This is a genomic window from Paraburkholderia sp. Ac-20347, assembly GCF_017104805.1.
In the GTDB taxonomy this organism is placed as follows: Bacteria; Pseudomonadota; Gammaproteobacteria; order Burkholderiales; family Burkholderiaceae; genus Paraburkholderia; species Paraburkholderia tropica.
This window is the reverse complement of the sequence record NZ_JAAGPN010000054.1, coordinates 12,164-33,573: the sequence shown is the minus strand read 5'-3', so window position 1 is coordinate 33,573 and position 21,410 is coordinate 12,164. Positions and strand designations below refer to the sequence as shown.

The 21,410-nt window shown below is 61.5% G+C and carries 16 protein-coding genes; 6 read left to right on the top strand and 10 right to left on the bottom strand.

Translation table 11 applies throughout. The features are described from left to right. Positions 1–36: 36 nt before the first annotated feature. Positions 37–1,368, bottom strand: coding sequence for an MFS transporter (locus G3N97_RS13400; RefSeq protein ID WP_205993652.1), 1,332 nt, complete (start codon positions 1,366–1,368; stop codon positions 37–39). A gap of 68 nt (positions 1,369–1,436) precedes the next feature. Continuing rightward, positions 1,437–2,498 (bottom strand): lactonase family protein, encoded by a 1,062-nt coding sequence (locus G3N97_RS13395; protein WP_205993651.1) that lies wholly within the window; start codon positions 2,496–2,498, stop codon positions 1,437–1,439. Positions 2,499–2,745: 247 nt separating this feature from the next. Here G3N97_RS13395 and acnA point away from each other — a divergent pair, with 247 nt between their 5' ends. The 3 genes from acnA to G3N97_RS13380 are packed head-to-tail and all read left to right on the top strand — an operon-like array spanning position 2,746 to position 7,067. Further along, positions 2,746–5,370, top strand: coding sequence for an aconitate hydratase AcnA (acnA, locus tag G3N97_RS13390; protein ID WP_205993650.1), 2,625 nt, complete (start codon positions 2,746–2,748; stop codon positions 5,368–5,370). 33 nt (positions 5,371–5,403) lie between these two features. Next, entirely contained in the window at positions 5,404–6,297 is an 894-nt protein-coding gene (locus G3N97_RS13385; RefSeq protein WP_205993649.1) for a GntR family transcriptional regulator, read from the top strand. A 35-nt stretch (positions 6,298–6,332) separates the two neighbouring features. Then, positions 6,333–7,067 carry an ABC transporter substrate-binding protein gene (locus G3N97_RS13380; RefSeq protein ID WP_205993648.1) on the top strand — a complete coding sequence of 245 codons (735 nt, stop codon included), beginning with the start codon at positions 6,333–6,335 and terminating at the stop codon, positions 7,065–7,067. 150 nt (positions 7,068–7,217) lie between these two features. Here the strand turns inward: G3N97_RS13380 and G3N97_RS13375 are convergent, their stop codons facing one another. The 6 genes from G3N97_RS13375 to G3N97_RS13350 all read right to left on the bottom strand — a co-directional run bounded on the left by G3N97_RS13375 (position 7,218) and on the right by G3N97_RS13350 (position 15,785). Further along, positions 7,218–7,844, bottom strand: coding sequence for a tyrosine-type recombinase/integrase (locus G3N97_RS13375; protein ID WP_205993647.1), 627 nt, complete (start codon positions 7,842–7,844; stop codon positions 7,218–7,220). Between the two features lie 243 nt (positions 7,845–8,087). Continuing rightward, entirely contained in the window at positions 8,088–8,864 is a 777-nt protein-coding gene (locus tag G3N97_RS13370; protein ID WP_205993646.1) for an ATP-binding cassette domain-containing protein, read from the bottom strand. Positions 8,865–8,918: 54 nt separating this feature from the next. After that, positions 8,919–10,937, bottom strand: coding sequence for a Fe(3+)-hydroxamate ABC transporter permease FhuB (fhuB, locus tag G3N97_RS13365; RefSeq protein WP_205993645.1), 2,019 nt, complete (start codon positions 10,935–10,937; stop codon positions 8,919–8,921). Continuing rightward, positions 10,934–11,857 carry an ABC transporter substrate-binding protein gene (locus tag G3N97_RS13360; RefSeq protein ID WP_205993644.1) on the bottom strand — a complete coding sequence of 308 codons (924 nt, stop codon included), beginning with the start codon at positions 11,855–11,857 and terminating at the stop codon, positions 10,934–10,936. The genes fhuB and G3N97_RS13360 overlap by 4 nt, the downstream gene beginning before the upstream one ends. Further along, a complete protein-coding gene (locus G3N97_RS13355) occupies positions 11,854–13,539 on the bottom strand; it encodes a cyclic peptide export ABC transporter (RefSeq protein WP_205993643.1) in 1,686 nt (561 codons plus the stop codon). The genes G3N97_RS13360 and G3N97_RS13355 overlap by 4 nt, the downstream gene beginning before the upstream one ends. A 62-nt stretch (positions 13,540–13,601) precedes the next feature. Beyond that, positions 13,602–15,785: a TonB-dependent siderophore receptor gene (locus G3N97_RS13350; RefSeq protein WP_205993642.1), complete on the bottom strand. Its 2,184-nt coding sequence runs from the start codon at positions 15,783–15,785 to the stop codon at positions 13,602–13,604. 185 nt (positions 15,786–15,970) lie between these two features. Here G3N97_RS13350 and G3N97_RS13345 point away from each other — a divergent pair, with 185 nt between their 5' ends. Beyond that, the gene (locus G3N97_RS13345; RefSeq protein ID WP_205993641.1) at positions 15,971–16,750 is read left to right on the top strand and encodes a helix-turn-helix transcriptional regulator; all 780 of its coding nucleotides are present in this window, start codon (positions 15,971–15,973) and stop codon (positions 16,748–16,750) included. 549 nt (positions 16,751–17,299) lie between these two features. Here the strand turns inward: G3N97_RS13345 and G3N97_RS13340 are convergent. Both G3N97_RS13340 and G3N97_RS13335 read right to left on the bottom strand, forming a co-directional pair. Next, positions 17,300–18,241, bottom strand: a complete 942-nt coding sequence (locus G3N97_RS13340) for a PDR/VanB family oxidoreductase (RefSeq protein ID WP_346778066.1) — start codon at positions 18,239–18,241, stop codon at positions 17,300–17,302. A gap of 26 nt (positions 18,242–18,267) precedes the next feature. Then, the gene (locus tag G3N97_RS13335; RefSeq protein WP_205993639.1) at positions 18,268–19,350 is read right to left on the bottom strand and encodes an aromatic ring-hydroxylating dioxygenase subunit alpha; all 1,083 of its coding nucleotides are present in this window, start codon (positions 19,348–19,350) and stop codon (positions 18,268–18,270) included. 117 nt (positions 19,351–19,467) lie between these two features. Between G3N97_RS13335 and G3N97_RS13330 the strand changes: the two genes are divergently transcribed. Then, on the top strand, positions 19,468–20,421 hold the full coding sequence (locus G3N97_RS13330; RefSeq protein WP_205993638.1) for a LysR family transcriptional regulator: 954 nt from the start codon (positions 19,468–19,470) through the stop codon (positions 20,419–20,421). 275 nt (positions 20,422–20,696) lie between these two features. Further along, positions 20,697–21,110: an NUDIX domain-containing protein gene (locus tag G3N97_RS13325; RefSeq protein ID WP_205993637.1), complete on the top strand. Its 414-nt coding sequence runs from the start codon at positions 20,697–20,699 to the stop codon at positions 21,108–21,110. Positions 21,111–21,410: the final 300 nt, after the last annotated feature.

Sequence of the window (21,410 nt, the reverse complement as noted above, 5' to 3'; positions counted from 1 at the left end):
TAGCGGCGCTTCTTGACGAAGCGCCGTCGGTGCAGCCTAGCGATGTGCCTGTTGACCTGATGCCACCGAGTCGGTCCCATCGGCGTGTTCAGACTGCCGCAGGAAAAACGTCATCAGGAAGGCGAGTACGAGCAAGCCAGAGAGAAACAAAAGACCTGGCGTGGCGCTCGCGCCTGAGCCCTTGATATAGCCGATCGCAAATGGCCCCACGAAGCCGCCGAGGTTGCCGATCGAGTTGATCACGGCGATGGAAATGGCCGCCGTCGAGCGAGAAAGGAACAGGGTCGGGAGAGCCCAGAATGGGGATTTGAATGCGTAGAGACCAGCGAGGCTCAGGCTGATCATCGCGATCGACGCATAAGGGTTGGTCGAAAGACCCGCGCCAAGCAATGCCAGTGCAGCAACGCCCAGCGGTACCGCCGAATGCAGGCGCCGTTCGTTGCGGTGGTCGGAATGTCTGGACCACAGAATCATGACGATCGTCGCGAAGATATACGGCACCATCGCAATCAGGCCGATCTGCGTATGCGTGAGCGCGCTCGAAAATCCCTTGATGATCTGGGGCATCCAGTAACCCACCCCAAGGCTGCCGCACTGGTACACGAAGTAAATGAACGCGAGATACAGCACTTTTGGGTTAGCCATTGCCTTGAGCGAACCGAAGTGTCGCGCGTTGGGCCGCGCACGGGCGTCGGCGGCAAGTTGGCCTTGCAGCCATTCACGCTCGGCGGGTGTGAGCCATTTCGCGTCGGCCGGCCGGTCGCTCAGGAACAGGAAGCAGACAATGCCGCCGATCACAGCGGGCGCGCCCTCCAGCACCAGCATCCAGCGCCAGCCGCTCCATTCGAACCAGTGCACGTGATCCATGATCCACGTGCTCAGGGGCGCGCCGACGATGTAAGAAACGGGAATCGCAGCCGTAAACAGGGCAACCGTGGTGGCCAGTTCTTTGGCACGGAACCAGTAGGTCAGATAGACGATGATGCCGGGGAAAAATCCCGCTTCGGCAACGCCCAGAAGGAAGCGCACGATATAAAGCTGCGTAGCGGTATGCACGAAGGCTGAAACGACCGAGATCGCGCCCCATGTCACGAGAATCCGTGCAATCCACACGCGCGCACCAAACTTCGCGAGCATGACATTGCTGGGGACCTCGAACAAAAAGTAGCCGATAAAGAAAATGCCCGAGACGAAGCCGAACGCCTCGCTGCTCAGTGCCAGCTCCCGGTTCATCTGGAGCGCCGCATAGCCGATATTGGCGCGGTCGAGATAGGAAATGATGTACAGCACGAACACGAACGGGATGATGCGCCAGGCGATCTTGCGCACGACCGCACGTTCGTCGAGGGTAGCAGTGGGGGAATGCATATGTCTCCAGCGGCGGGGATTGCCCGCCGCGTGCCTCTGAAAAGCGGAATGACGTTAGGCGCGGTCGATCAGGCCAGCGCGTTCGAGAACACCATGCAGACCGGGCTCCCCGACTTTTCGACGAAGCCTGTGGGCGCGAGGCGACCGGCCTGCGCGTCGATCGTGAAGGCAACGATGGTGTCGCTGTCCTCGTTGAGTGCGTACATGAAACGGCCGTCGGGGGTGCTCGTCATGAAGCGCGGCGTCTTGCCGAGCGTCGGCTCGGCGCCGATGAAGCGCAGATGGCCGTTTGCCGGATCGATGCTGAAAACCGTGATGCTGTCATCGCCGCGATTCGACGCGTAGACGAAACGGCCGCTGCGATCCACCTCTATTTCCGAAGCGCGGCTGTTCCCCGTATACGTGTCAGGCAAGCTGGAGAGCACCTGCAGCGGCGTGAGCGCGCCCGTAGCGGCGTCATAACGGTACGAGGTCACCGTCGAATCGAGTTCGTTGATGACCCACGCGTACGCTCCACCCGGATGGAACGCGATGTGACGCGGTCCAGCGCCTTCACGCGACTCCACGAAGGGTTGCGCCGCGGGCGTGAGCGTGCCGTTTTCGAAGCGGAACGAAAACGTGCGGTCGAGTCCCTTGTCCGGGACGATCACGAAACGCCCGGCCGGATCGAACGGGTTGAAGTGCGGCTTTGCCTGTTTTTGCTCGACGCGGTGTGGGCCGATCGGGCCATCGATCTTGACGAGTTGCGTAAGCGGCTGGAGCGAGCCGTCGGCTGCAATGGGCAGTACGGCGAGACTCGCGCCGATGTGATTCGACACCACCACGTAGCGTCCGCTCGGGTCGATTGCCAGATGCACGGGATTTTTGCCCTCGGTGCTTTGCCGGTTCAGAAACGTCAACTTGCCGGTGGCCCTGTTGACCTTGAACGCGCTGATGTCGCTCAGGTCGCCGTGCACCGTGTAAAGCCGCTCACCATCGCGCGAGAGCGCAAGGAACGACGGGTTAACGAGATCCTTCACGAGCTGGACGAGCGTGAATGCGCCGGTCTGGGCATCGACGCGATACACGCTGATGCCATCTCCGCGGGCGTTGCGTTCGCGCGTGGTGCGCGAGCCGACATAAGCAAACATGGGGGTCATTCCTTTTAAAACACGTTGGCCAGCAGGGGCCGTTTCAGCGGATACAGCCGATAACTGAAAGTATCCTGAAAGTGCTATCGCACTCAGCGATAGCGTCCTCTGGACAAATTCGCGTCGCCCCATCTGGGGCCCGATGGACGCATCGTCACCGGCTTTCTCCATGGTCGTCTCCGGATTGTTATGTTTGGGGTTTTCACTATGATTGCATTTTGTCCTGGAAAAGTGCAAAAATACAGTCATGGAAAACACTGACACCCCACTGACCGGCCACCTCGACGTCGCCGGAGCCCGCTTGCGGTATGTCGATCTACCGGCGATGTTCGGCGCACAGCTCGGCGAGTTGCCGGTTGTGCTGCGGCTGCTGCTCGAGAACGTGATCCGCAATACGGATGGCGACGAACGCCGCGCCGCCGTCGACGCGATCCTCGCGTGGAGCGAGCGCGGCACGAGCGAGCACGAGATCGCCTATCAGCCCAATCGCGTGCTGATGCACGACACGACCAGCACGCCTGCGCTGGTCGATATCGCCGCGATGCGCGACGCGCTGGCCGAGGCCGGTGCCGATCCGGCCGTGCTCAATCCGGTGCTACCGGTGGATTCGTCGGTGGATCACTCGCTCGCGGTCGAGTATTTCGGCGAGCCTGGTGCTGCGCCGAAGAATCTCGCGCTGGAACTGCGCCGCAATGGCGAGCGCTATCGTTTCCTGCGCTGGGCGTCGCAGGCGCTCACGGGCGTGCGCATTCATCCGCCCGGCACGGGCATCATGCATACGATCAATCTGGAGCAGCTGGCGACGGTGGTCACGCGCGTCGAGCGCGATGGCGAGAGCTGGGCCGTCCCGGACACGATGATCGGCACCGACAGCCATACGCCGATGATTAACGGTATCGGCGTGCTGGGGTGGGGCGTGGGCGGTCTCGAAGCGCAGACGGTGATGTTCGGTATGCCGGTGATGCAGCGCATTCCCGATGTGATCGGCGTGCGTCTCACGGGCGCGCTCAAGCCCGGCTCTCTGGCTACCGATCTCGCGCTGACGGTCACGCAACGGCTGCGCGCGATTAGCGTGTCGGGCGAATTCGTCGAATATTTCGGGCCCGGCGTCGCGACGCTGAGCGCGGGCGATCGTGCAGTGGTGGCGAACATGGCGCCGGAGTACGGTGCGTCGACCGGCTTTTTCGCGGTGGATGAACGCACGTTGGATTATCTGCGCGCGACGAACCGCAACGAAGACGCGATACAGCTCGTCGAGTCGTACACGCGAGCGACGGGTCTGTGGTTCGATCCTGAAGCCACGCCGCGTTACACCCGCACGATTGAGATCGATCTGGCGAGTATCGGCATGCATGTGGCCGGGCCGCGCCGACCGCAGGATCTGCTCGATTACACGGCGCTGCCCGCCACGCTGGCGAAGCTCGAATTCCGGCCTCAAACATTGCATGTGCGCATGCCGCGTCATCCCGTGGCGATCGCCGCGATCACCAGTTGCACGAATACGTCTGATCCGGCCTTGCTGATCGCTGCTGGTCTGGTGGCCCGCGAGGCGCGCGCGAAAGGGCTGAACGTGCCGGCGTGGATCAAGACCTCGCTGGCGCCGGGATCGCCCGCCGCTGCCGCTTACCTCGAACGCGCTGGCTTGATCGACGATCTGGCGGCGGTGGGCTTCGATATCGTCGGGTATGGCTGTACGACCTGTATCGGCAATTCGGGGCCGCTCACGCAGAGCGTGCGCGCCGCGCAGGCCGCTGGCAGCATCTACCCGGTCGCCGTCCTCTCGGGCAACCGCAATTTCGCGGGCCGTATTCATCCCGATCTGGATCTGGGCTTCATCATGTCGCCGCCGCTCGTGATTGCGTTCGCGCTGGCGGGCAATGCAGAAATCGATCTGAGCCGCGAGCCGATCCAGACCGCCGCCGACGGCACACCGGTGTTCCTTCGCGATCTGTGGCCCACACGCGAGGAAGTCGCGGCGCTGGTGGCGCAATCGGCCGATCCGCAGGACTACCCGCGCGCATTCGCGGTGGCGAGCCGAAATCCCGCCTGGCACGAACTGGACGCGCCGACTTCCGCGCGCTTTCCGTGGGACGCGAAATCGACGGCCTTGCGCCGCCCGCCGTTCGCCGCCGCCGATCAAGGCAGCCAGCTCGGCAGTTATCGTGCGTATCCGCTGCTCGTGCTCGGCGACGACATCACTACCGATCATATTTCGCCCGCCAGTGCGATCCCGAAGGACAGCTTCGTGGCCGATTTCCTCGTCGCGCGCGGCGACGATCGCGACGACCTGAACGTGTTCGCTTCGCGGCGCGGCAACTGGGAAGTGATGATGCGCGCGGCGTTCTACAACAAGACGCTGGTGAACCGCCTCAAGCCCGGCATGCCGGTGGCGCACACGCTGCACGTGCCGAGCGGCGACGTTCTGCCGATCTTCGAAGCCGCGCAACGTTATGCCGATGCAGGCGACGCCGTCGTGCTGGTGGCGGGCGAGCGTTATGGCACCGGATCGTCGCGCGACTGGGCCGCTAAGGGCCAGCGTCTGCTGGGCATTCGCGCGGTGCTGGCCGCAAGCTTCGAGCGCATCCATCGCTCGAACCTCATCGGCATGGGCATTCTGCCACTGCGCTTCGCACCGGGCACCCATCCGGATACGCTCGCGCTCGGGCCGGGTGATATGCTCGACGTCCAGGCGGATGCCGCGACGATTACACCGCGTTGCACGGTGCCAGTACGCATTGTGCGCGCCGATGGCCGTATCGAAGCCATCGACGTGCGCGCCGCCGTGGAAACGCAGCTCGAATGCAGATTGTTGCGCTCGGGTGGCGTGATTCCGCTGATCCTGCAAAACACACTCGCAGCAGGGGGACGTTGAACGAAGCCCCTCGCTGCGCGGCTGGCTGAAAAAATGATCGACCGATCCATTGCGACACAGATTATCGACCTGATCCGCACCGAGGGCATGGAGGCGGGCGCGCATCTCCCCGCGCAGATGCTTGCCGACCGCCTGCGCGTATCGCGCTCGCCGGTGAACGAAGCGCTCGCGCTGCTCCACGAGAAGGGCGTGCTCACACGCGAAAAGAATCGCGGATTTTTTGTGGCGCGGCCGGTGATCGAGTCGCTGTCCGACGTGGTGGACGAACTCGGTCTTTCCGAAACCGATCTCGTCACACGCGTGTATTTCCAGATCGCCGACGACCGTCTCAAGGGCGAACTGCCCGATACCTTTTCTGAGCAGTTGATCCGTACGCGTTATGGCCTGACGACCGGGCAATTGACATCGGTGCTGGGGCGGATCGCGCAGGAAGGCTGGGCCGAACGCAAGCCCGGTTATGGCTGGGAGTTCTCGCCCATGCTCACGACGCCGGACAGCCTGCTCAAGTCGTATCGTCTGCGTCTCGCACTGGAGCCGGCCGCGTTGCTGGAGCCGGGCTACAAACTCGATCGCAAGGTGCTCGAACGCTGCCGCGATGTTGAAAAGCATCTGCTGGCAGGAGGCATCGAAACCGATAGTGCCGATCAGTTGCATGAACGCGGCGTGCGTTTTCACGAGTCGCTGGTCGAAGCGTCGGGCAACAGTTTTTTCATCGATACGATCCGGCGCGTGAATCGCGTGCGACGCCTGCTTTCGTATCGATCGATGCAGCATCGCGAGCGTTATGTCGAGCACGCGAAGCAGCACCTTCATGTGCTCGAGTTACTGGAGAAGGAGCGCAACGAGGAAGCGTCCGAAGAACTGCGCCAGCACTTGTTGCATACGCTCGACGCACTGTCGAATATCCGCGAGATTTTTGAACCCTGAAATGACGCCTGGAACGCGGCGTCGCCAACATCATCATGAAAATCGATTCCGCTGTCGTTAAGGCTTTTGCTCCCACGGGCGTGCTGCGCGCGTCCATCAATCTCGGTAATCCGATTCTGGCGAATCGAGATCCGGCCACGGGTGAACCGTTTGGGGTATCGGTCGATCTTGCGCGCGATTTCGCAACGTATCTGGGGTTGCCGCTCGAACTGGTCGTATTCGATGCGGCCGGTAAGTCGGTCGAGGCCGTGAGCGATGACCGCGCGGATTTCGGCTTTTTTGCGGTCGATCCCAAACGTGGTGAAATCATCGCGTTCACCGCGCCCTATGTGCTGATCGAAGGCTTCTATCTTGTGCGCGAAGATTCGCCGGTCCACAACAACTCCGATGTCGATGCTGCGCACAATCGCGTGGCGGTCGGCAAGGGCAGTGCCTACGATCTGTTCCTCACGCGCGAACTGAAAGCGGCGCAGATCGTACGTGCACCGACATCGCCAACTGTCGTGCAAACGTTCATCGAGCAAGGCCTTGAAATTGCTGCGGGCGTAAAGCAACAATTGGAGGCCGATGCGGGTAAGGTCGGCGGCCTGCGTCTGCTCGACGAACGCTTCATGGTGATCCGTCAGGCGATGGGTGTTGCGCGCAGTCGCGGTGAGAAGGCGTCAAAGGTTCTTGCGGATTTCGTCGAGCAAAAGAAGGCGTCGGGCTTTGTCGCCGAGGCGCTTGCGCGGCATGGAGTCGAAGGCGCGTCGGTTGCTCCGGGAGCTTGAGTAGCGCTGCCACAACTCACTGTCCGCCCTGACCAGTTCTGTATCGAACGACCGCTCCCGGATGCAATGCTGCCGCTCGATTTTTAAGATGTGCGCTTCGCGAGCGGCAGCTCATGGCCGGCAAGCGTCCGCTCACCGGCCATGTTGCCGTCAGACCTCGGTCTGCTCCGCCATCTCGAGGGCATCGTCGACTTCAATGCCGAGGTAGCGCACTGTACTCTCCAGCTTGGTATGTCCAAGCAGTAATTGCACCGCCCGAAGGTTCTTCGTTCTCCGGTAGATCAGCGAAGCCTTGGTGCGACGCATGGTGTGGGTGCCGTAAGCCGTATCGTCGAGTCCGATCGATGCGATCCACCGATGAACCACCCGAGCATATTGTCGTGTCGACAGATGCGTCGACGCATGCAATCGGCTTGGGAATAGAAAGTCGGAAGACTTCAGACCGCGCGCCCGAATCCATGCCTCAAGGCTCTGACGTGTCTGTTCCGTTATCTCGAATTGAACCGGCCGTTGCGTCTTCTGCTGCATTACCATGGCACGCGATCCGACGTGGATGCCCTGACAGACGTCTTGCACCTGCAGCCGCGTCAGATCGCATGCCCGAAGTTTGCTATCAATTGCGAGATTGAACATAGCCAGCTCACGAATATTCGAAGACATCTGCAGCCGTGTACGAATTGCCCAGATTTCCGGAAGCTTCAGCGGCGGTTTCTGGCCGGTGAGCTTCCCCTTGTTCCACGGCACACGGTTGCCTGCCCGACAATTCTGCGTTTCCATGATGATCTCCTTCCAGTAGAAGGGAGATCCAGTGTGCCGCATCTCAGTGGGAGCAGTGGTCGCTACCCGACCCACAACCGTCGGTCGTCGTTTTGTAAGTACAGTGACTGCTTACAGAGGTACAACGGCCTTTCCTTTAAGCACATCGCGAGTGAAGCACCGATCGCCAACTGTACGCTGACACCTATGCACCCTCACACCTGATAAAGGCAGTTGGTTGGACAGATGGCACTGCGAGCGCGGCTAAAGCGGAAAACTGATCGAACCCAGATTGTCCGGCCTGACGACGATGCCCATCGGGACGCCGTAGATTTCCTCCAAAAAGTCGGGGTCGGAAAACTGCTCGGCAGGTGCATCGACGAGCAGTCGCCCTGCGCGTAGCGCAACGATGTCGTCGCAAAAGCGAAGCGCCATGTTGACGTCGTGCAGGACCATGACCACGCCAAGGCGTCTCGATTCGCTGAGTTGCCGCACCAGGCGCAGCACTTCGATCTGATGTCCGACATCCAGCGCCGAAGTGGGCTCGTCGAGCAACAGCCATTTGCTGTCCTGAGCGACGAGCATGGCCAGCCATGCGCGTTGCCGCTCACCGCCGGACAAGCTATCGACAGCCCGTTGCGCGAACACCGCCACGTCCGTGAGGATCATCGCTTCCCTCACTTTCGCACGATCCTCCGTTCCGAGCCGGCCCAGCGGACCATGCCACGGGTATCGCCCGAGCGCGACCAGCTCTTCGACCGTCATGCCATCCGTCGATGGCGGCTGCTGCGGCAAATACGCGACCTCGCGCGCCAGTGGCCGGTTTTTCCAGTCCCGAAGATCTTTCGTCCCGTAGCGGATCTGACCGGCATACACCTCGTGCTGACGTGCGAGGAGGCGCAGAAGCGAGCTTTTGCCGGATCCGTTATGGCCGATCAGACCGTGCACGCGCCCCGGTGCGAACGCGAGGCTCAACGGATGAAGGATGACCGTTTGCCCAATCGAAAAGTGGAGGTCGCTAACCTCGAATGCGTGGACCATTGTTGCGCTCCGATTGTCCGATTTTCCAATTGCTACCGTTGATGCTCTGAAACGTTACGACGCCGATCGCCCGCGCGCCATCAGCCACATGAAGTAAAGCCCGCCGAGCAAGGTGGCGAGCATGCCGGCGGGAACCTGAAACGGAAAGGCGATGTTGCGGCCGAGCCAGTCGGCGATGCCCATGATGACCGCTCCGATGAGCGCCGAGGCCGGAATCTGAAAGCGGAGCTGGCCGAGTCCGAGCATGCGCGCCACATGCGGCGCCATTAGCCCCACGAAGCTCAGCGGACCCACCACCAGCGTGGCGCTCCCTGTCAAAAACGACGCGACGATCAGCAGTGTCAGACGGCTAAGCCGCAGATCGACCCCAAGACCGACCGCGACGCTCGATCCTAACGGAATGATCTGCAGCCAGTGGCCAAGCATCGGCGTGACGGCAACGGCCAGCAACAGGGAACCGACCGCAAAAGCCGCGTTGACGGGGCCGAGCCCGTAGGTCGAGCCGGACATCCACGCGAGAAGCTGGACGGCGTCGGGCGTCCCGCTCAACATCACGATCGTGGCCAGCGCACTGAACGCGGCCCCGATCGCCACGCCCGCGAGCAGCATATAAGGCGGCGAAAAGCCATTCCGCTTGCCCAGCGCGAGGATGGCCAGGAAGGACAAGAGCGCGCCGATGCAGGCCGCGACGGACTGCGCCGCCATGCCCGCGCCGGGCAGCAGCAACACGATCGCGAACAGGCCCAGCGATGCCCCGGACGAAATGCCCAACACTTCCGGGCTGGCCATTGCGTTGCCGGTCAATCGTTGAACAATGACCCCGGCCATCGCCAGCATGGCGCCCGCCGCGAGCGCGGCGAGGAGCCGGGAGAGGCGGTAGTGCAGCAGAACATCCAGTTCGCTGGTCGAGAGCCAGTGCCAGCCCGAGAGGTCGCGGCCGAACAGCAGACTGACGCCCGCCACGACCACGAGCAAGACGCCGCCAAACGCCAATTCCAGCGGAACGAGCGACGTTTTGCCGGGGACGTGGTCCGCCTGAACTTTCTCGGGCGTCATCGCGGCGTTCTGCAAACGAGGCAACAGCCACAGAAGCAGGGGGCTCGCGAGGAGGGCGATAACGGCGCCCGTCGGCAATCGCGACAGCGGAGCGCCCAGCGACTGAACGGTCTGATCGGTCAGCCATACGAGAACGCTGCCGAGCGCCGGCGCCCACATGACACGCGCGCGGTAGGTGCGTGCGCCCATGAGCCGGACGAGCGCAGGCGCAACAAGCCCGACGAAGCCAATGACGCCGACGGCCGAGACGACCGCGGCGCTCAACAGCACACCGAGCCCCAGCCCCAAAATTCGAATCGCTCCCGGCGGCAGACCGAGCCCGCGCGCGGCGCCATCTCCGAGTGACATGAGTTCGAACGGACGCGCCAGCAACTGCGCGAGCGCCATCCCCGCGAGCAGGTAAGGAAGCAGCAATCGGGCCGCTTTCCAGTTTCCCTGGTTCATGGATCCCGCACCCCAGAAGGAGATGGCCTGAAGCGCGTCGTGATGGAACATCGTCAGCACCGCGCTGATCGCGCCGCTGTAGAAGCTGATCACGAGACCCGCCAGGATCAGGGCGACGGGCGACAATCGCTGACGCCACGCGAGACCTAAGGCCAGCAACAAGGCGATGCCCGCGCCCGCGGCAGCAACAACGGTCTGCCCGACAATGAGCCACTGTGGCGCGAGCGCGATGACCAGCGTCATGGCAAGCGAAGCGCCAGCGGAAACGCCCAGGGTGGTCGGTTCGGCGAGCGGATTGCGCAGAATCTGCTGGAAGATTACGCCGGACAGCGACAGCAGTGCGCCGCAAAGCAGACAGGTCGCGATACGCGGAAGCATGCTCTGCGAAACGACGAGCAGCCGAATGTCGTCCGGGTCCGGATGCCACAGTGCGCTGGTCCATTCGGGTATCGGGATGATCCTGTCGAGTTGCAGCAGCGAAAGGCCCGCGGCCAGCAGCACCAGCAGCGCGAGGAACCTGGCGGGGCTGCGGTGCGTCTGCGCGCCCCGCTCGACCATGACGTCTGTTCTCATGCGATCTTCCGGTACCGAACGAGCGCATCGGTCAGTTCCCTGCCGAATTGAAGCGCCGTGTCCAGCCCGCCAAAGGGATAGAGCCGCGGGATCGGTGCAAGATGGCCGTGTCGCACGAGTGGCAAACGCCGCCAGATCTCATTGCTGGCGAGATTGTGAAGGGCGATCGGCGCGTAGCGCTCATCGGACATGTAGAGCAGGAGCGTGTCCGGCATTGAATCGAGTTCCTCGATCCCGAGCGTCGGCACATGGCCCGGCGGCGTCGCACCCGGCCACGCGTTTTGCACATTCAGCCGCACCATGACGTCATCGAGCATCGAGTTTTTTCCATAGACGTTCAGGTGACGCCCGTCCATGAAGAGCTGGACGGCCAGAACCCTCGGGGTGCCGCCGAGCGAATCCACGATTTTTCGTTGTTCTTGCAGCGATGCATCGACTGTCCCGACGTAACGCTGCGCGCGAACGGTGATGTCGAGTGCGTTCGCCAGTTCCAGGACTTGATCGCGCGCGCGTTCGAGGGGGCGGCCGCCGGGATCGCCGTAAATGTTCAGCCGGAAAACGGGCGCGATGGCCTGCAACTGATTCTCGATCGCGACATGACGACTGTCCACGACAATCAGGTCCGGACGAAGCGTATGCAACAGCTCCAGATTGGGCTGATTCGTCAGGCCGAGTTCGATGCAATTGTCCGGGAGTTGCTGACGCGGATCGACGCTTAGCACGTTGACGTTATATTTCTCCGCCGCGGCGACGGGCGTCACGCCCAGCGACAGCAGCACGTCGGCTGCGGTCCAGCCAATGGACGCCACGCGTGCCTGGACGGGCGCGACTGCCGCGCCGCTCGTGCGAAGCACGCTGCCGGCGGCCAGCGCGCCCAGAGCCATCAAGTGTTTTCGCCGGGCAAGGAGTGATGTGCTCATTCAGTTCGATCCATTCTTGCTGGCGCCGTTCGGCGAGATACTTCATGCGCCGTTGCCGGGCGCTGCAATTCGCTACCGTTGCCTGTATCGACCACCGTACCGTAATCGAGTTTGACGTACCGGTCGGCGAGCGAAAAATAGCGATCGTCGTGGGTGATCACGACGACGGTTTTGCCGCGGCGTTTGAGTTCAGGCAGCAGGCGATGGTAAAAAACGTCCTTGAACAAGGGGTCCTGGTCGGCGGCCCACTCGTCGAAGACATAGAAGGGGCGATCCTCGATCCACGCTACCAGCAAGGCCAGCCGTTTGCGCTGCCCCTGCGAAAGATTCAGCGTCGAAAACACGCCGTCGCGGATCGTTACCTTGTGATCGAGCTGCAATTCCTCAAGCAAACTTTGCGCTGTCGCATCGAGTTTTTCGATGTGCATGCCAAGGAGACTGTCGAAAAGGAAAAAGTCGCTGAAGACAACCGAAAAATACTGACGATACTCATCTCGCCCGAGATCGTCCACCAGATCGCCGTTCAAAAATATCCGGCCTTGCTCGGGAGAATAGAGCCCGACCAGAAGCTTGGCCAGCGTGGTCTTGCCGCTGCCGTTCCCACCGATCAGATACGTGATTTCGCCTGGAAAAAACGAGAGATTGATCGGCCCGAGCGTGAAGACACTGTTCTCTTTTTCCCGGAAGTAGTGGTGTGTCACGCCTTCGAGCACGATGCTGTTCAGAACCGGCGTTCCCTTCGGCGGCGCGCTGGTTTCCTGCGGCAGCTCGGCGTTGATCTGTTCGATTCGCTCCAGCGCGACGCGCGCCGAGCTGACCGTGGGTATCGCCGCGAGCAAACTTTCTATCGGCAGCATCATGTAGAGAAACAGCATGGCATATCCTGACATGACGTGCTGTCCGACCGGCATGAAGCGCGTAAAAACAAACAATACACAGCCGATGAAGGTGAAGAAGATAAAGCTTCCCCAACTGGCCGCGACCGCGTAGAGCACGTAGCCGCGTGTCCGCTGTGACCGAACCGCCTCGATGTTCGACGCCAGCACGCCACGCAGAAACGCGTGGCGACGTTTCATGTGTAGCTTCAGCTCCTTGGCGCCATCGAATAGCGCCCTGAAGTGGCGCACGAGTTCGTCTTCGCGTTTGCGTGAGTCCCGCAAATGCAGACGCGCTTTCGTATTGGCGAAATGAAAGCCGGCGGAACCGATCAGGACCATCGCGAGTGCAAACAACAACACCTGCCACGAAAGGAAGCCAAGATAAATGAGGCATCCTGCGACGACCGCGCCCTGCATGGCGAGATTGGGCAGGTTGATAAAGAAGACGACGATTGTGTCGAGGTCCTGGGTCAGAACGGCGAGTGAGCGCGAGGCCCCCTGCTGTTCGAGGTGTGCATAGGAAGCTTTACCGATTCGCTCGATCGTCCTGAGCCGCAAGCCCGCTTTGGCGGATTGACCAAGGCGCATAAAGAGGCTCTGCGATAGTGCCCGCGTCACGAGCGCAACGACGCCAAGCCCAAGGAAGCGCCATCCGAGGACGGACAATGCGTTGGAGGACGAGCTCAGCGCCTGGTTGACCAGCGCGACCAGGCCGGCATTGCCGAGACCACTGACAATGCCAGTGGCGAGCGCTGCGATGAGCGTCCACCGGGATTCCAGCGCGAGAGACAGGAGGAGGCGCAACGTCGATCTCCGCATTGTGGGGAACAGCGGCCAGCATCTCTTTGGAATACGGGCCTTTGGGTTTAGAAGTCGAACTGTGCCGAAAGCAGGAACGTGCGCGGCGCGCCGAGCGCGAGCCCATAGGACGCGTCCGCGTTGCCCCAGTAAGCGCGGTTGAATACGTTCTGGACATTCGCGCGAATGGTCACAGGCTTGCCACCCTGGCGAGTAAAGACGTACCGCGCGCCGACATCGAATCGCGTCCAGCTCGGAATCTGCTGCTTGTTGGCGTTGTCAAGAAACTCCGGCGAGGTGTAGATCATCAAACCGGACACCGTGAGTCGGGGCACAAACGGCACGTCCCATTCCGCGCCGAGGTTGACCATCGTGTGCGGCACGCCGGGGGCGGTGTTGTCTTGCGTGGTGGACGTGCCCGTGTTGGTGAGCTTGCCATTCATGAACGTGACGCCGCCGAGCACCCGGATGCTCTTTGTCGCCTCGCCCGCGACGTTCAACTCGATTCCCCGATTACGTTGCATGCCGTCGGTCGTGTAGATGAGCGTCGACGGGTCCGTGTAGCCGCTGGGTTGTTCGATCTGGAAAACAGCCACCGAGGCCATGACACGCCCCATATCGACCTTGGTGCCCACTTCAATCTGCTTCGATACGTACGGAGCGAAGACTTCGCCGGCGTTGCGTGCCGTCGATGGCGCGGTCGGTCCCTGCTGCAGCCCCTGTATATAGTTGGCATAGACCGAGACGTTTTGCAACGGTTTGACGAGCAGCGCAAAAGCCGGCGTCCATCGTGTCTGGTTGTAATGCGCGGTCTGCGCGCCCGTCGTGGTGCTGAAACTATCGACATTGACCCGCTGGTCGCGCACGCCGGCGGTAATCTGAATACGATCGTCGAGGATCGACGCAGTATCGGCGATCGCGAGGCTGGAATCACGAACAATGCTCGACGTCGGCGTGCTGAACGAAAAGCCATTCAGACCGGGTTCGGGGACCGAGACCGGGTTGTAAATGTTCGATGTGAATCCGCCAGGCAGATAGATCGAACTGCCGCCTTCCTGACGGTAGTAAGAAGCCGAGAGGGTGAGTTGGTGATTGACGGGGCCGGTGTCGAAGTTGCCCCGAACGCCGGTCGTGCCGGTATAGGTATTTTGCCGCTGGCCCCAGAAATAAGGGTTGATCGTGATGTTTCCGGTCGAACTCGTCAGGGTCGGCTGAGTCGAGAGCTGCTGAACGTGCGACGTACGTTCGCCTGCGGCCACGAAGGCGGTCCAGTTCGATGTCAGATCGTATTCGGCGTGCGCCGCGCCGAACGTATCCTGCACCTTGTAGTACGACCACGACGGGAAGAAGTTTTGCGTGGCTTTGGGCGCGGAAGGAATGGTGATGCCGGAGGCCGCGTAGACGGGCTGCGTGGCGGCATCGGTGCGTTGATTGGAATAGCCCGCGTCCAGCGATGCGCGCAGGCGGCCTCCACGATAGTCGAGGCCGAAAATGGCGTCGCCGATACGTTGGGACTGGTCGGACGTCGACGTATCGCCATCGCGGAACGTGCCATTGAATCTCACACCCCACTGGTTGGCGTCGCCGACGCGCCGCCCAAGGTCAACATGCGTACCAAACGTCTTATCCGACATGTACTCGAGCGTCACGCTGGTGATCGGCGTGTCCGTTGCGCGCTTCGGAACCACGTTGATCGTCGCGCCGATGCCACCCGTCGGAGAGATGCCGGTCAGAAGGCCAGTGAGCCCGTGAATCACTTCGACGTGTTCCGCCACATCGGGCCCAATCAGAGCCATGGGGAGAACGCCATAAAGTCCGTTCCACGAGACGTCGGTGCTCCAGACGGTAAAGCCGCGGATTTTGAAGACGTTGGTGTAGCTGCCCTGGCCGATCACGTTGCGCACGGATGCATCGTTGTTCAGGACATCCGAGAGGTCTCGCGCTTGCTGGTTGGCGATTGTCTGGGCGGTGTAGCTCGTGATGCTGAAGGGCGTGTCCATGACATCCCGGTTGCCCAGGAAGCCGACGCGGCCACCCGTGGCGACTTGCCCGCCGGCATAGGCGGCTGGCAAGCTGTCGGGGGTCGATCGCTCCGCTTTGACCGTCACCGCCGGCAGCGTGCCTGCCGTGCCGGTGTCCGTGGTCTGTGCCGCGCCGGTGGCTTGTCCCGACTCCTGCGCCATTGCCGGACACGCCATCACCGTCGCCGCAACGGTGACCCCGAGTGAAACTGCCGTCTTTTTCAATTTCATGCTTTCCCGATCTTGTCTCATGGCTTTCCCGCGCGTCGTTGTGGTCTTGCTGCGCTCACGTTTCTTGCGTAAGTGCGAATGATTACTATTTAGACGGGGTAAGATAACGCATGGCATGACACGACGCTTGCCAAGAAACATCGCGAGACAGACAGTTTGTGTCTGTCATTTTGGAGAACAGCGGAATGGACGAGATCTGGCGACGCAGGTTCGGCTTTCGATATAAGAAAATGAATCGGCCTGTAATAGCTCATTCCTATGAATATAGGGATGGCGATAGACAGAGCTGGCATACGCATGAGCAAGCCCAGTTTGTTTTCAGTCTGCGTGGTGTTCTGCGGGTGGTCACGCCTATCGCAGTCTGGTCTTTGGGACCGCGTCGTGGTCTGTGGATCGGACCCGGTGTGGAGCATGAACTCCATGCCGTTGGGGACGTGTCAATGAGAAGCGTGTATTTCGAGCCGGACGTTTCTCCCTGGGCTGGCTCCGACTGCAGGGTCCTCGTTGTGCCCGCCCTTTTACAGGAGCTTGTCGCGACGATCGTTGAAATAGGCGTAGGCGATGACCCCGAGCGCTACAGTCTGGTCATGCCGCTCCTGCTCAAGGAAATGAGAGATGCGCCTAGCGCTTTGGCAGCGAGCCTGGCGCTCCCCCGGGATCGTCGACTCCGCCAGGTATGTGAGGCTTTGATCACGGATCCCGCGAACAACGAACCGCTCGCAAACTGGGGCGATCGCGTTGGGGCGAGTGAGCGGACTCTAGCCCGACTCTACAGAGAGGAAACTGGGCTTACCTTCGTTCAATGGCGCCAACAACTAAGACTCGTCGAGTCAATGTCCCGCCTCGCCAAAGGTTCGAGTGTTGCTTCCGTCGCTTCGGACTTGGGTTATGGAAACTCAAGTGCATTCATCGCCATGTTCCGGAAGGCTACTGGGCAAACGCCGCAACGATCTGTGAAAAGCTGAAGTAGTGTTGACGACTCTTTACAAGACTTAGTTGTTTTTTGGGCATCGTCATGCCATTCAAGGCTTGGCCTATGGAGCGCCTGAGCGCAACAGGAGGGGGGTGCGCGGGCGCGAAGTCGCCCTACAGAGTTGCTTCTCGCGCATTCACAAAAGCCGACAAACGACGGTCCAGCGTAGCGCATTGAATGGCCGGTTCCTGCGCGGAACCGACGCTTGAGTGGCTGAGTGACGATGAAAACGAATGACGCTTCCTGGCCGGCCACAGTCTCATGCGTTTCGCATGAGACCTATGCCATCGAAGTAGGGCGACCGACCGCGTGCGACCCGAAACAGCCGTTCGCTGCAGAACAGGCAACGACCGTTAGCGGGAAATATGCGGCCGCTAAGGCCGGATCGAGATGAGTATCCGAGTCTGGCTATGGCTTACTTTCGCCCGCGGTTCCGGGCTATTGACTCGGTATCCCGCGAATGCCTTTGGGGTAGCATCCACACGGAGGTTGTCTCGATGTCACGGGAACCGCTCAGCGCGACAGGGTTTGCGAAGTCCCGTCAAAGGTCGATGACAACCCTCGACGTGCGCGCGCGCGAACAGCACAGCGCGATCTGCTGCTTCGAGGCACATTTTTCCGCGTCGCTTTGCACGGTGTCGCGATGATTAGCCTGGCCTTCGATCAAGGGCGTGAGGCACGCGCCGCAAATGCCCATCTCGCACGAAAGCGGCACATTCACGCCGCTCTCCAGCAACACGGATGCGATGCTGCGATCCGGCGCGATCTCGAACGTCTGTCCACTGGACGCGAGCACGACCTGAAAACTGCGGTTATCGGTACGCGTTTGCTCGACGGGTGCACCGAACGCTTCCTTATGAATTGATTCGGATTTCAGACCGAATTCGCGTGCCGATTCCGCGACGTGGCGCATGAAGCCCTCCGGTCCACAGAGATAAAGCTGCGTGCCTGCGGCCGGTGCTTTAAGCGCAGCGGGCAGGACATCGCGTGCGCTCTCGCCATCGAGGGAATGATGGATGTGCACGCTGCCGTGTGTGAAGCCTGTCGCCCAGCGCGCCTTGAACGCGGTGTCGATTCGCTCGCGCACGTAGTAGTGCAATTCGAACGGAATGCCGGACCGTTCGAGACTTTCCGTCATCGAGAGCAGCGGCGTGATGCCGATTCCACCGGCCATCAGCACATGAAGACTGCCGTCGCGCAATCCGAACATATTGCGCGGTAGCGACACATCGAGCCGGTCGCCCACGCGCAGCCGCTCATGCACGTAAGCCGATCCGCCACGCGACGGCGCTTCGCGCTTCACGCACAGCACATAGTGGTCGCGCTCGTGTGGCGCGCTGGCAATCGAGTACTGGCGGATCAAACCGCGAGCGAAATGCACGTCGATATGCGCGCCCGCATCGAACGGCGGTAGCGCGCTGCCGTCGGCGGAGACCAGCCGCACGGCCAGATTGCCGCGGCCCTGCGCGCTGAGTGTGTCCACAATCACCGCAATAGTCGACATGGCGATCAGACCAGGAAGAAGTCGCCGAAGCCCATGCGCTTGAGTCCGCGCCGATACGCGATGGAACTGCGGTCGGCCGGAATGTGCGCTTCGAGCGTGAGGTCGAGCGGCAGGCGCTCGGGTTGCTGGGTTTCGACCATCAGGCGGTCTTCCTCGAACACCTTGAGATTAAACGCGTGCACGTCCTCGACGGGCAGATGCTTGTCGAAGTTGCGCGCGATCGGTGCGAACAGGCGCGTCTTGCGCGCCGAGACCGGCGACGCCGCATTCATGATGACGAGGCGCGCGTTCTCCGGAAAGTGAATCGTCAGCGTGGCCGTGAAGGGCAGATGGACCTCGAAATGGCGCAGCCATTCGAATTCGGCGGGCGCGCGGCCGTCGACGCCGATCGGATAGTTGCCGACGAAACTGCGGTAGTCCACTTCGAAGCCTTCCGGAGTGTCTTTCGGCTGATAGGGCGGCACGGTCTGGTTGTCGGGATCGGCGAAGGTCTCGGTGTGGATCCACGCGAAATGCGCGACATCGATAAAGCCTTCGACCTGACGGCCCGCGAAACCCGCTACATCGAACTTCGGGCAGACGATCTGCTGGAAGTCCGCATCATCCCAGTGCGGCATGCGGGGAATGGCCGGCGCCGCGCCGACTTCGGGCGCGAGGCAGGTCCAGACGAGACCGTAGCGCTCGACGGCCGGATACGTCGTCAGATGCAGCTTGGCGGGAATCGCCTGGTCGGGGCTCGACGGCACGCGGTTGCAGCGTCCGCCGCTGCCGAAGCGCAGTCCGTGATACGGACAGACGACGCCCTGGCCGTCGTGCGTGCCGAGCGTGAGCGGCACGCCGCGATGCGGACAGACATCACGGGCCACGACCAGTTCGCCATCGGCGCGATAGAGCACGAGGTTTTCGTCGAGCAGCGTGGCCTTGAAGGGCGCTTCACCGATTGCGTCGGCGTGCGCCACCGGATACCAGTGACGCGAAAGTCGGTGCCAGTCGTCGGCTTCGAACGTGCAATGCGGCGGCAGTGCGCGCGTGGGCGTGGCGGAAAACGGCGGGGAGATCGGGGTGATGACGGTGGAAGGATCGCTCATGAGGGTGGGGGCTCGTCGTATGGCGGGTTTCGTTGAGCCCCACTTTAAGAATATTGCCCATTGCAATCCATCAGAGATAATTCAGCAACCTGTTGCCAAAATTCGTACACCTCGTCCATGTTGCCATTCTCGCGATTCGCCCGTTACTTCGTTGAAGTTGCCCAGTCGGGCAGTCTGCGCAAGGCCGCGGAGGAACTGCATGTCTCCGCCTCGGCGATCGACCGGCAGATCCTGCTGGCCGAGCGTGAGCTCGAAACGGAATTGTTCGAACGTCTGCCGAGCGGGCTCAAGCCCACGGCGGCTGGCGAACTGCTGCTCGATGATCTGCGCCGCTGGCGCAAGGAGTACCGCCGCACCCTCGAGCGTTTCGACGAGTTGCAGGGGATGCGGCGCGGGCATGTGAGCATCGCCTTGATCGATGCGCTCAGCGACGGTCTGGTGGCAAATACCGTCGCCCAGGTCGGGACTGAGTATCCGCAGCTTTCGTTCGATTTGCAGGTGGTGGAGAACCGTCGCGTGGCAGACCTGGTGGCCGCCTCGGAGGTGGATTTCGGGCTGATGCTCGATCCGACCGAGCACGGCGGGCTGGAAATTCGTGCGCTGGTCGATGTGCCGCTGGGCGCGGTTGTGCCGCCAGGTCATCCGCTGACCGCGAGTCGCGACGTGACGTTCGGCAACCTGCTCGACTATCGGCAGCTCGTGCCCGCCGCGCCGTTGATCGTGCACGAGCGCACACGCGTGCTCTATGCGAGTCATCAGGCGGAGGGGACCGAGAGCGTATCGTGCAACAGCATCCGTATGATGCGTTCGCTCATTCTCGGCGGCGCGGGGATCGGCGTGCTGAGTCTGCTCGATGTCGCCAGCGACGTTGCGAGCGGTGCACTGGCTTTCGTGCCGCTGCGTGGACGCAAGGTGCGGCCGCTGTCGCTTGCGCTGTGCGTGGCGCGTCGGCGTCAGCTTTCGCGGGCCGCGCAAGGGGTCATGCAGCAGGTGATCGCGGAGATGGAATGTCTGGCGACGCACGGACCCATTGCTGTCGGTTCGAGTGTTCCGGTCCGCAAACGGAAATGACGCTCAAACATAGTTGACGTTGAACGACCGCTTTGCGTACCGGCGGTCGGCGATCTGGAACCGCGCCGGATGCCCTTTATGGCCTACCTGTGCCTCGCGATCGGCTCAGGTCGACGCACAGCAGCCGGTAGGGTTGCCCAATAGCGGAGACTCTACGAACGCGCACCCCGTTTCCTGCGCTAGCAAGCCAGCGGAAGAAATAGCGATACACTAGCGGCCAGATGAAAGGGGCACTAACGGAGATGCAGCGCTACCCCGAATACCATAGGGAGTCCATGGCTTTGTCCAAAGAAATATACATCGCCGCTGCTGTGATAACGCGAGAAGACGGGAATGTGCTACTCGTCAGGAAGCGAGATACCTTAGCGTTCATGCAGCCAGGGGGCAAAATTGAGCCGGGAGAGGAGGCCATTGAGGCGCTATGCAGGGAACTGCGTGAAGAGCTTCAGGTGCACATCGCACGTTCGTCAGTGAGCTATCTCAAGCGATTCTCCGCCCCTGCTGCGAATGAGCCGGGACATACTGTTATCGCGGAAGTTTTCCATGTATCCATTACTGCGATGGTTGAGCCTGCCGCAGAGATCGAAGAAATTTTCTGGGTCAATCCGAGTGCGGCAAGCCCACTAAATCTCGCGCCATTGACTCGAGACCACATCCTTCCGTTTTGGCTCAATCGAGCACCAGAGTAACGCGTGAGCAGCTGAACAACGGCGTTTCCCTGTCTTGCCAGGCACGGTGCGGACTGCATGCGCGTTTTTCGAACGCGGCCAGTTTGATGCGCGATTGTCCCTGTCCTGGCCGCAGCCACTCAATGACTGGTTGTGCCGGATAGCGCCCGACGATCAAGAGTGACGCTCGCCGCGGGCGCGGTTTCTCATGGCAAAGGACATAAAGCGACCTAAAGCTGCCTCTCATTCGTTCATAACCCAATGACCGTTTGCGGCTACGGCGCGGTCGTCCGCGAATGCCCACCTATTGCAGAGTGTTCT

Coding starts and splice junctions, on each gene's coding strand:
- G3N97_RS13395 (WP_205993651.1), bottom strand. CDS start 2,498: ATGTTTGCTTATGTCGGCTCGCGCACCACGCGCGAACGCAACGCCCGC.
- G3N97_RS13385 (WP_205993649.1), top strand. CDS start 5,404: ATGATCGACCGATCCATTGCGACACAGATTATCGACCTGATCCGCACC.
- G3N97_RS13375 (WP_205993647.1), bottom strand. CDS start 7,844: ATGGAAACGCAGAATTGTCGGGCAGGCAACCGTGTGCCGTGGAACAAG.
- G3N97_RS13370 (WP_205993646.1), bottom strand. CDS start 8,864: ATGGTCCACGCATTCGAGGTTAGCGACCTCCACTTTTCGATTGGGCAA.
- G3N97_RS13330 (WP_205993638.1), top strand. CDS start 19,468: ATGTTGCCATTCTCGCGATTCGCCCGTTACTTCGTTGAAGTTGCCCAG.
- G3N97_RS13400 (WP_205993652.1), bottom strand. CDS start 1,368: ATGCATTCCCCCACTGCTACCCTCGACGAACGTGCGGTCGTGCGCAAG.
- G3N97_RS13380 (WP_205993648.1), top strand. CDS start 6,333: ATGAAAATCGATTCCGCTGTCGTTAAGGCTTTTGCTCCCACGGGCGTG.
- G3N97_RS13325 (WP_205993637.1), top strand. CDS start 20,697: ATGGCTTTGTCCAAAGAAATATACATCGCCGCTGCTGTGATAACGCGA.
- fhuB (WP_205993645.1), bottom strand. CDS start 10,937: ATGAGAACAGACGTCATGGTCGAGCGGGGCGCGCAGACGCACCGCAGC.
- G3N97_RS13335 (WP_205993639.1), bottom strand. CDS start 19,350: ATGAGCGATCCTTCCACCGTCATCACCCCGATCTCCCCGCCGTTTTCC.
- G3N97_RS13360 (WP_205993644.1), bottom strand. CDS start 11,857: ATGAGCACATCACTCCTTGCCCGGCGAAAACACTTGATGGCTCTGGGC.
- acnA (WP_205993650.1), top strand. CDS start 2,746: ATGGAAAACACTGACACCCCACTGACCGGCCACCTCGACGTCGCCGGA.
- G3N97_RS13350 (WP_205993642.1), bottom strand. CDS start 15,785: ATGAAATTGAAAAAGACGGCAGTTTCACTCGGGGTCACCGTTGCGGCG.
- G3N97_RS13345 (WP_205993641.1), top strand. CDS start 15,971: ATGGACGAGATCTGGCGACGCAGGTTCGGCTTTCGATATAAGAAAATG.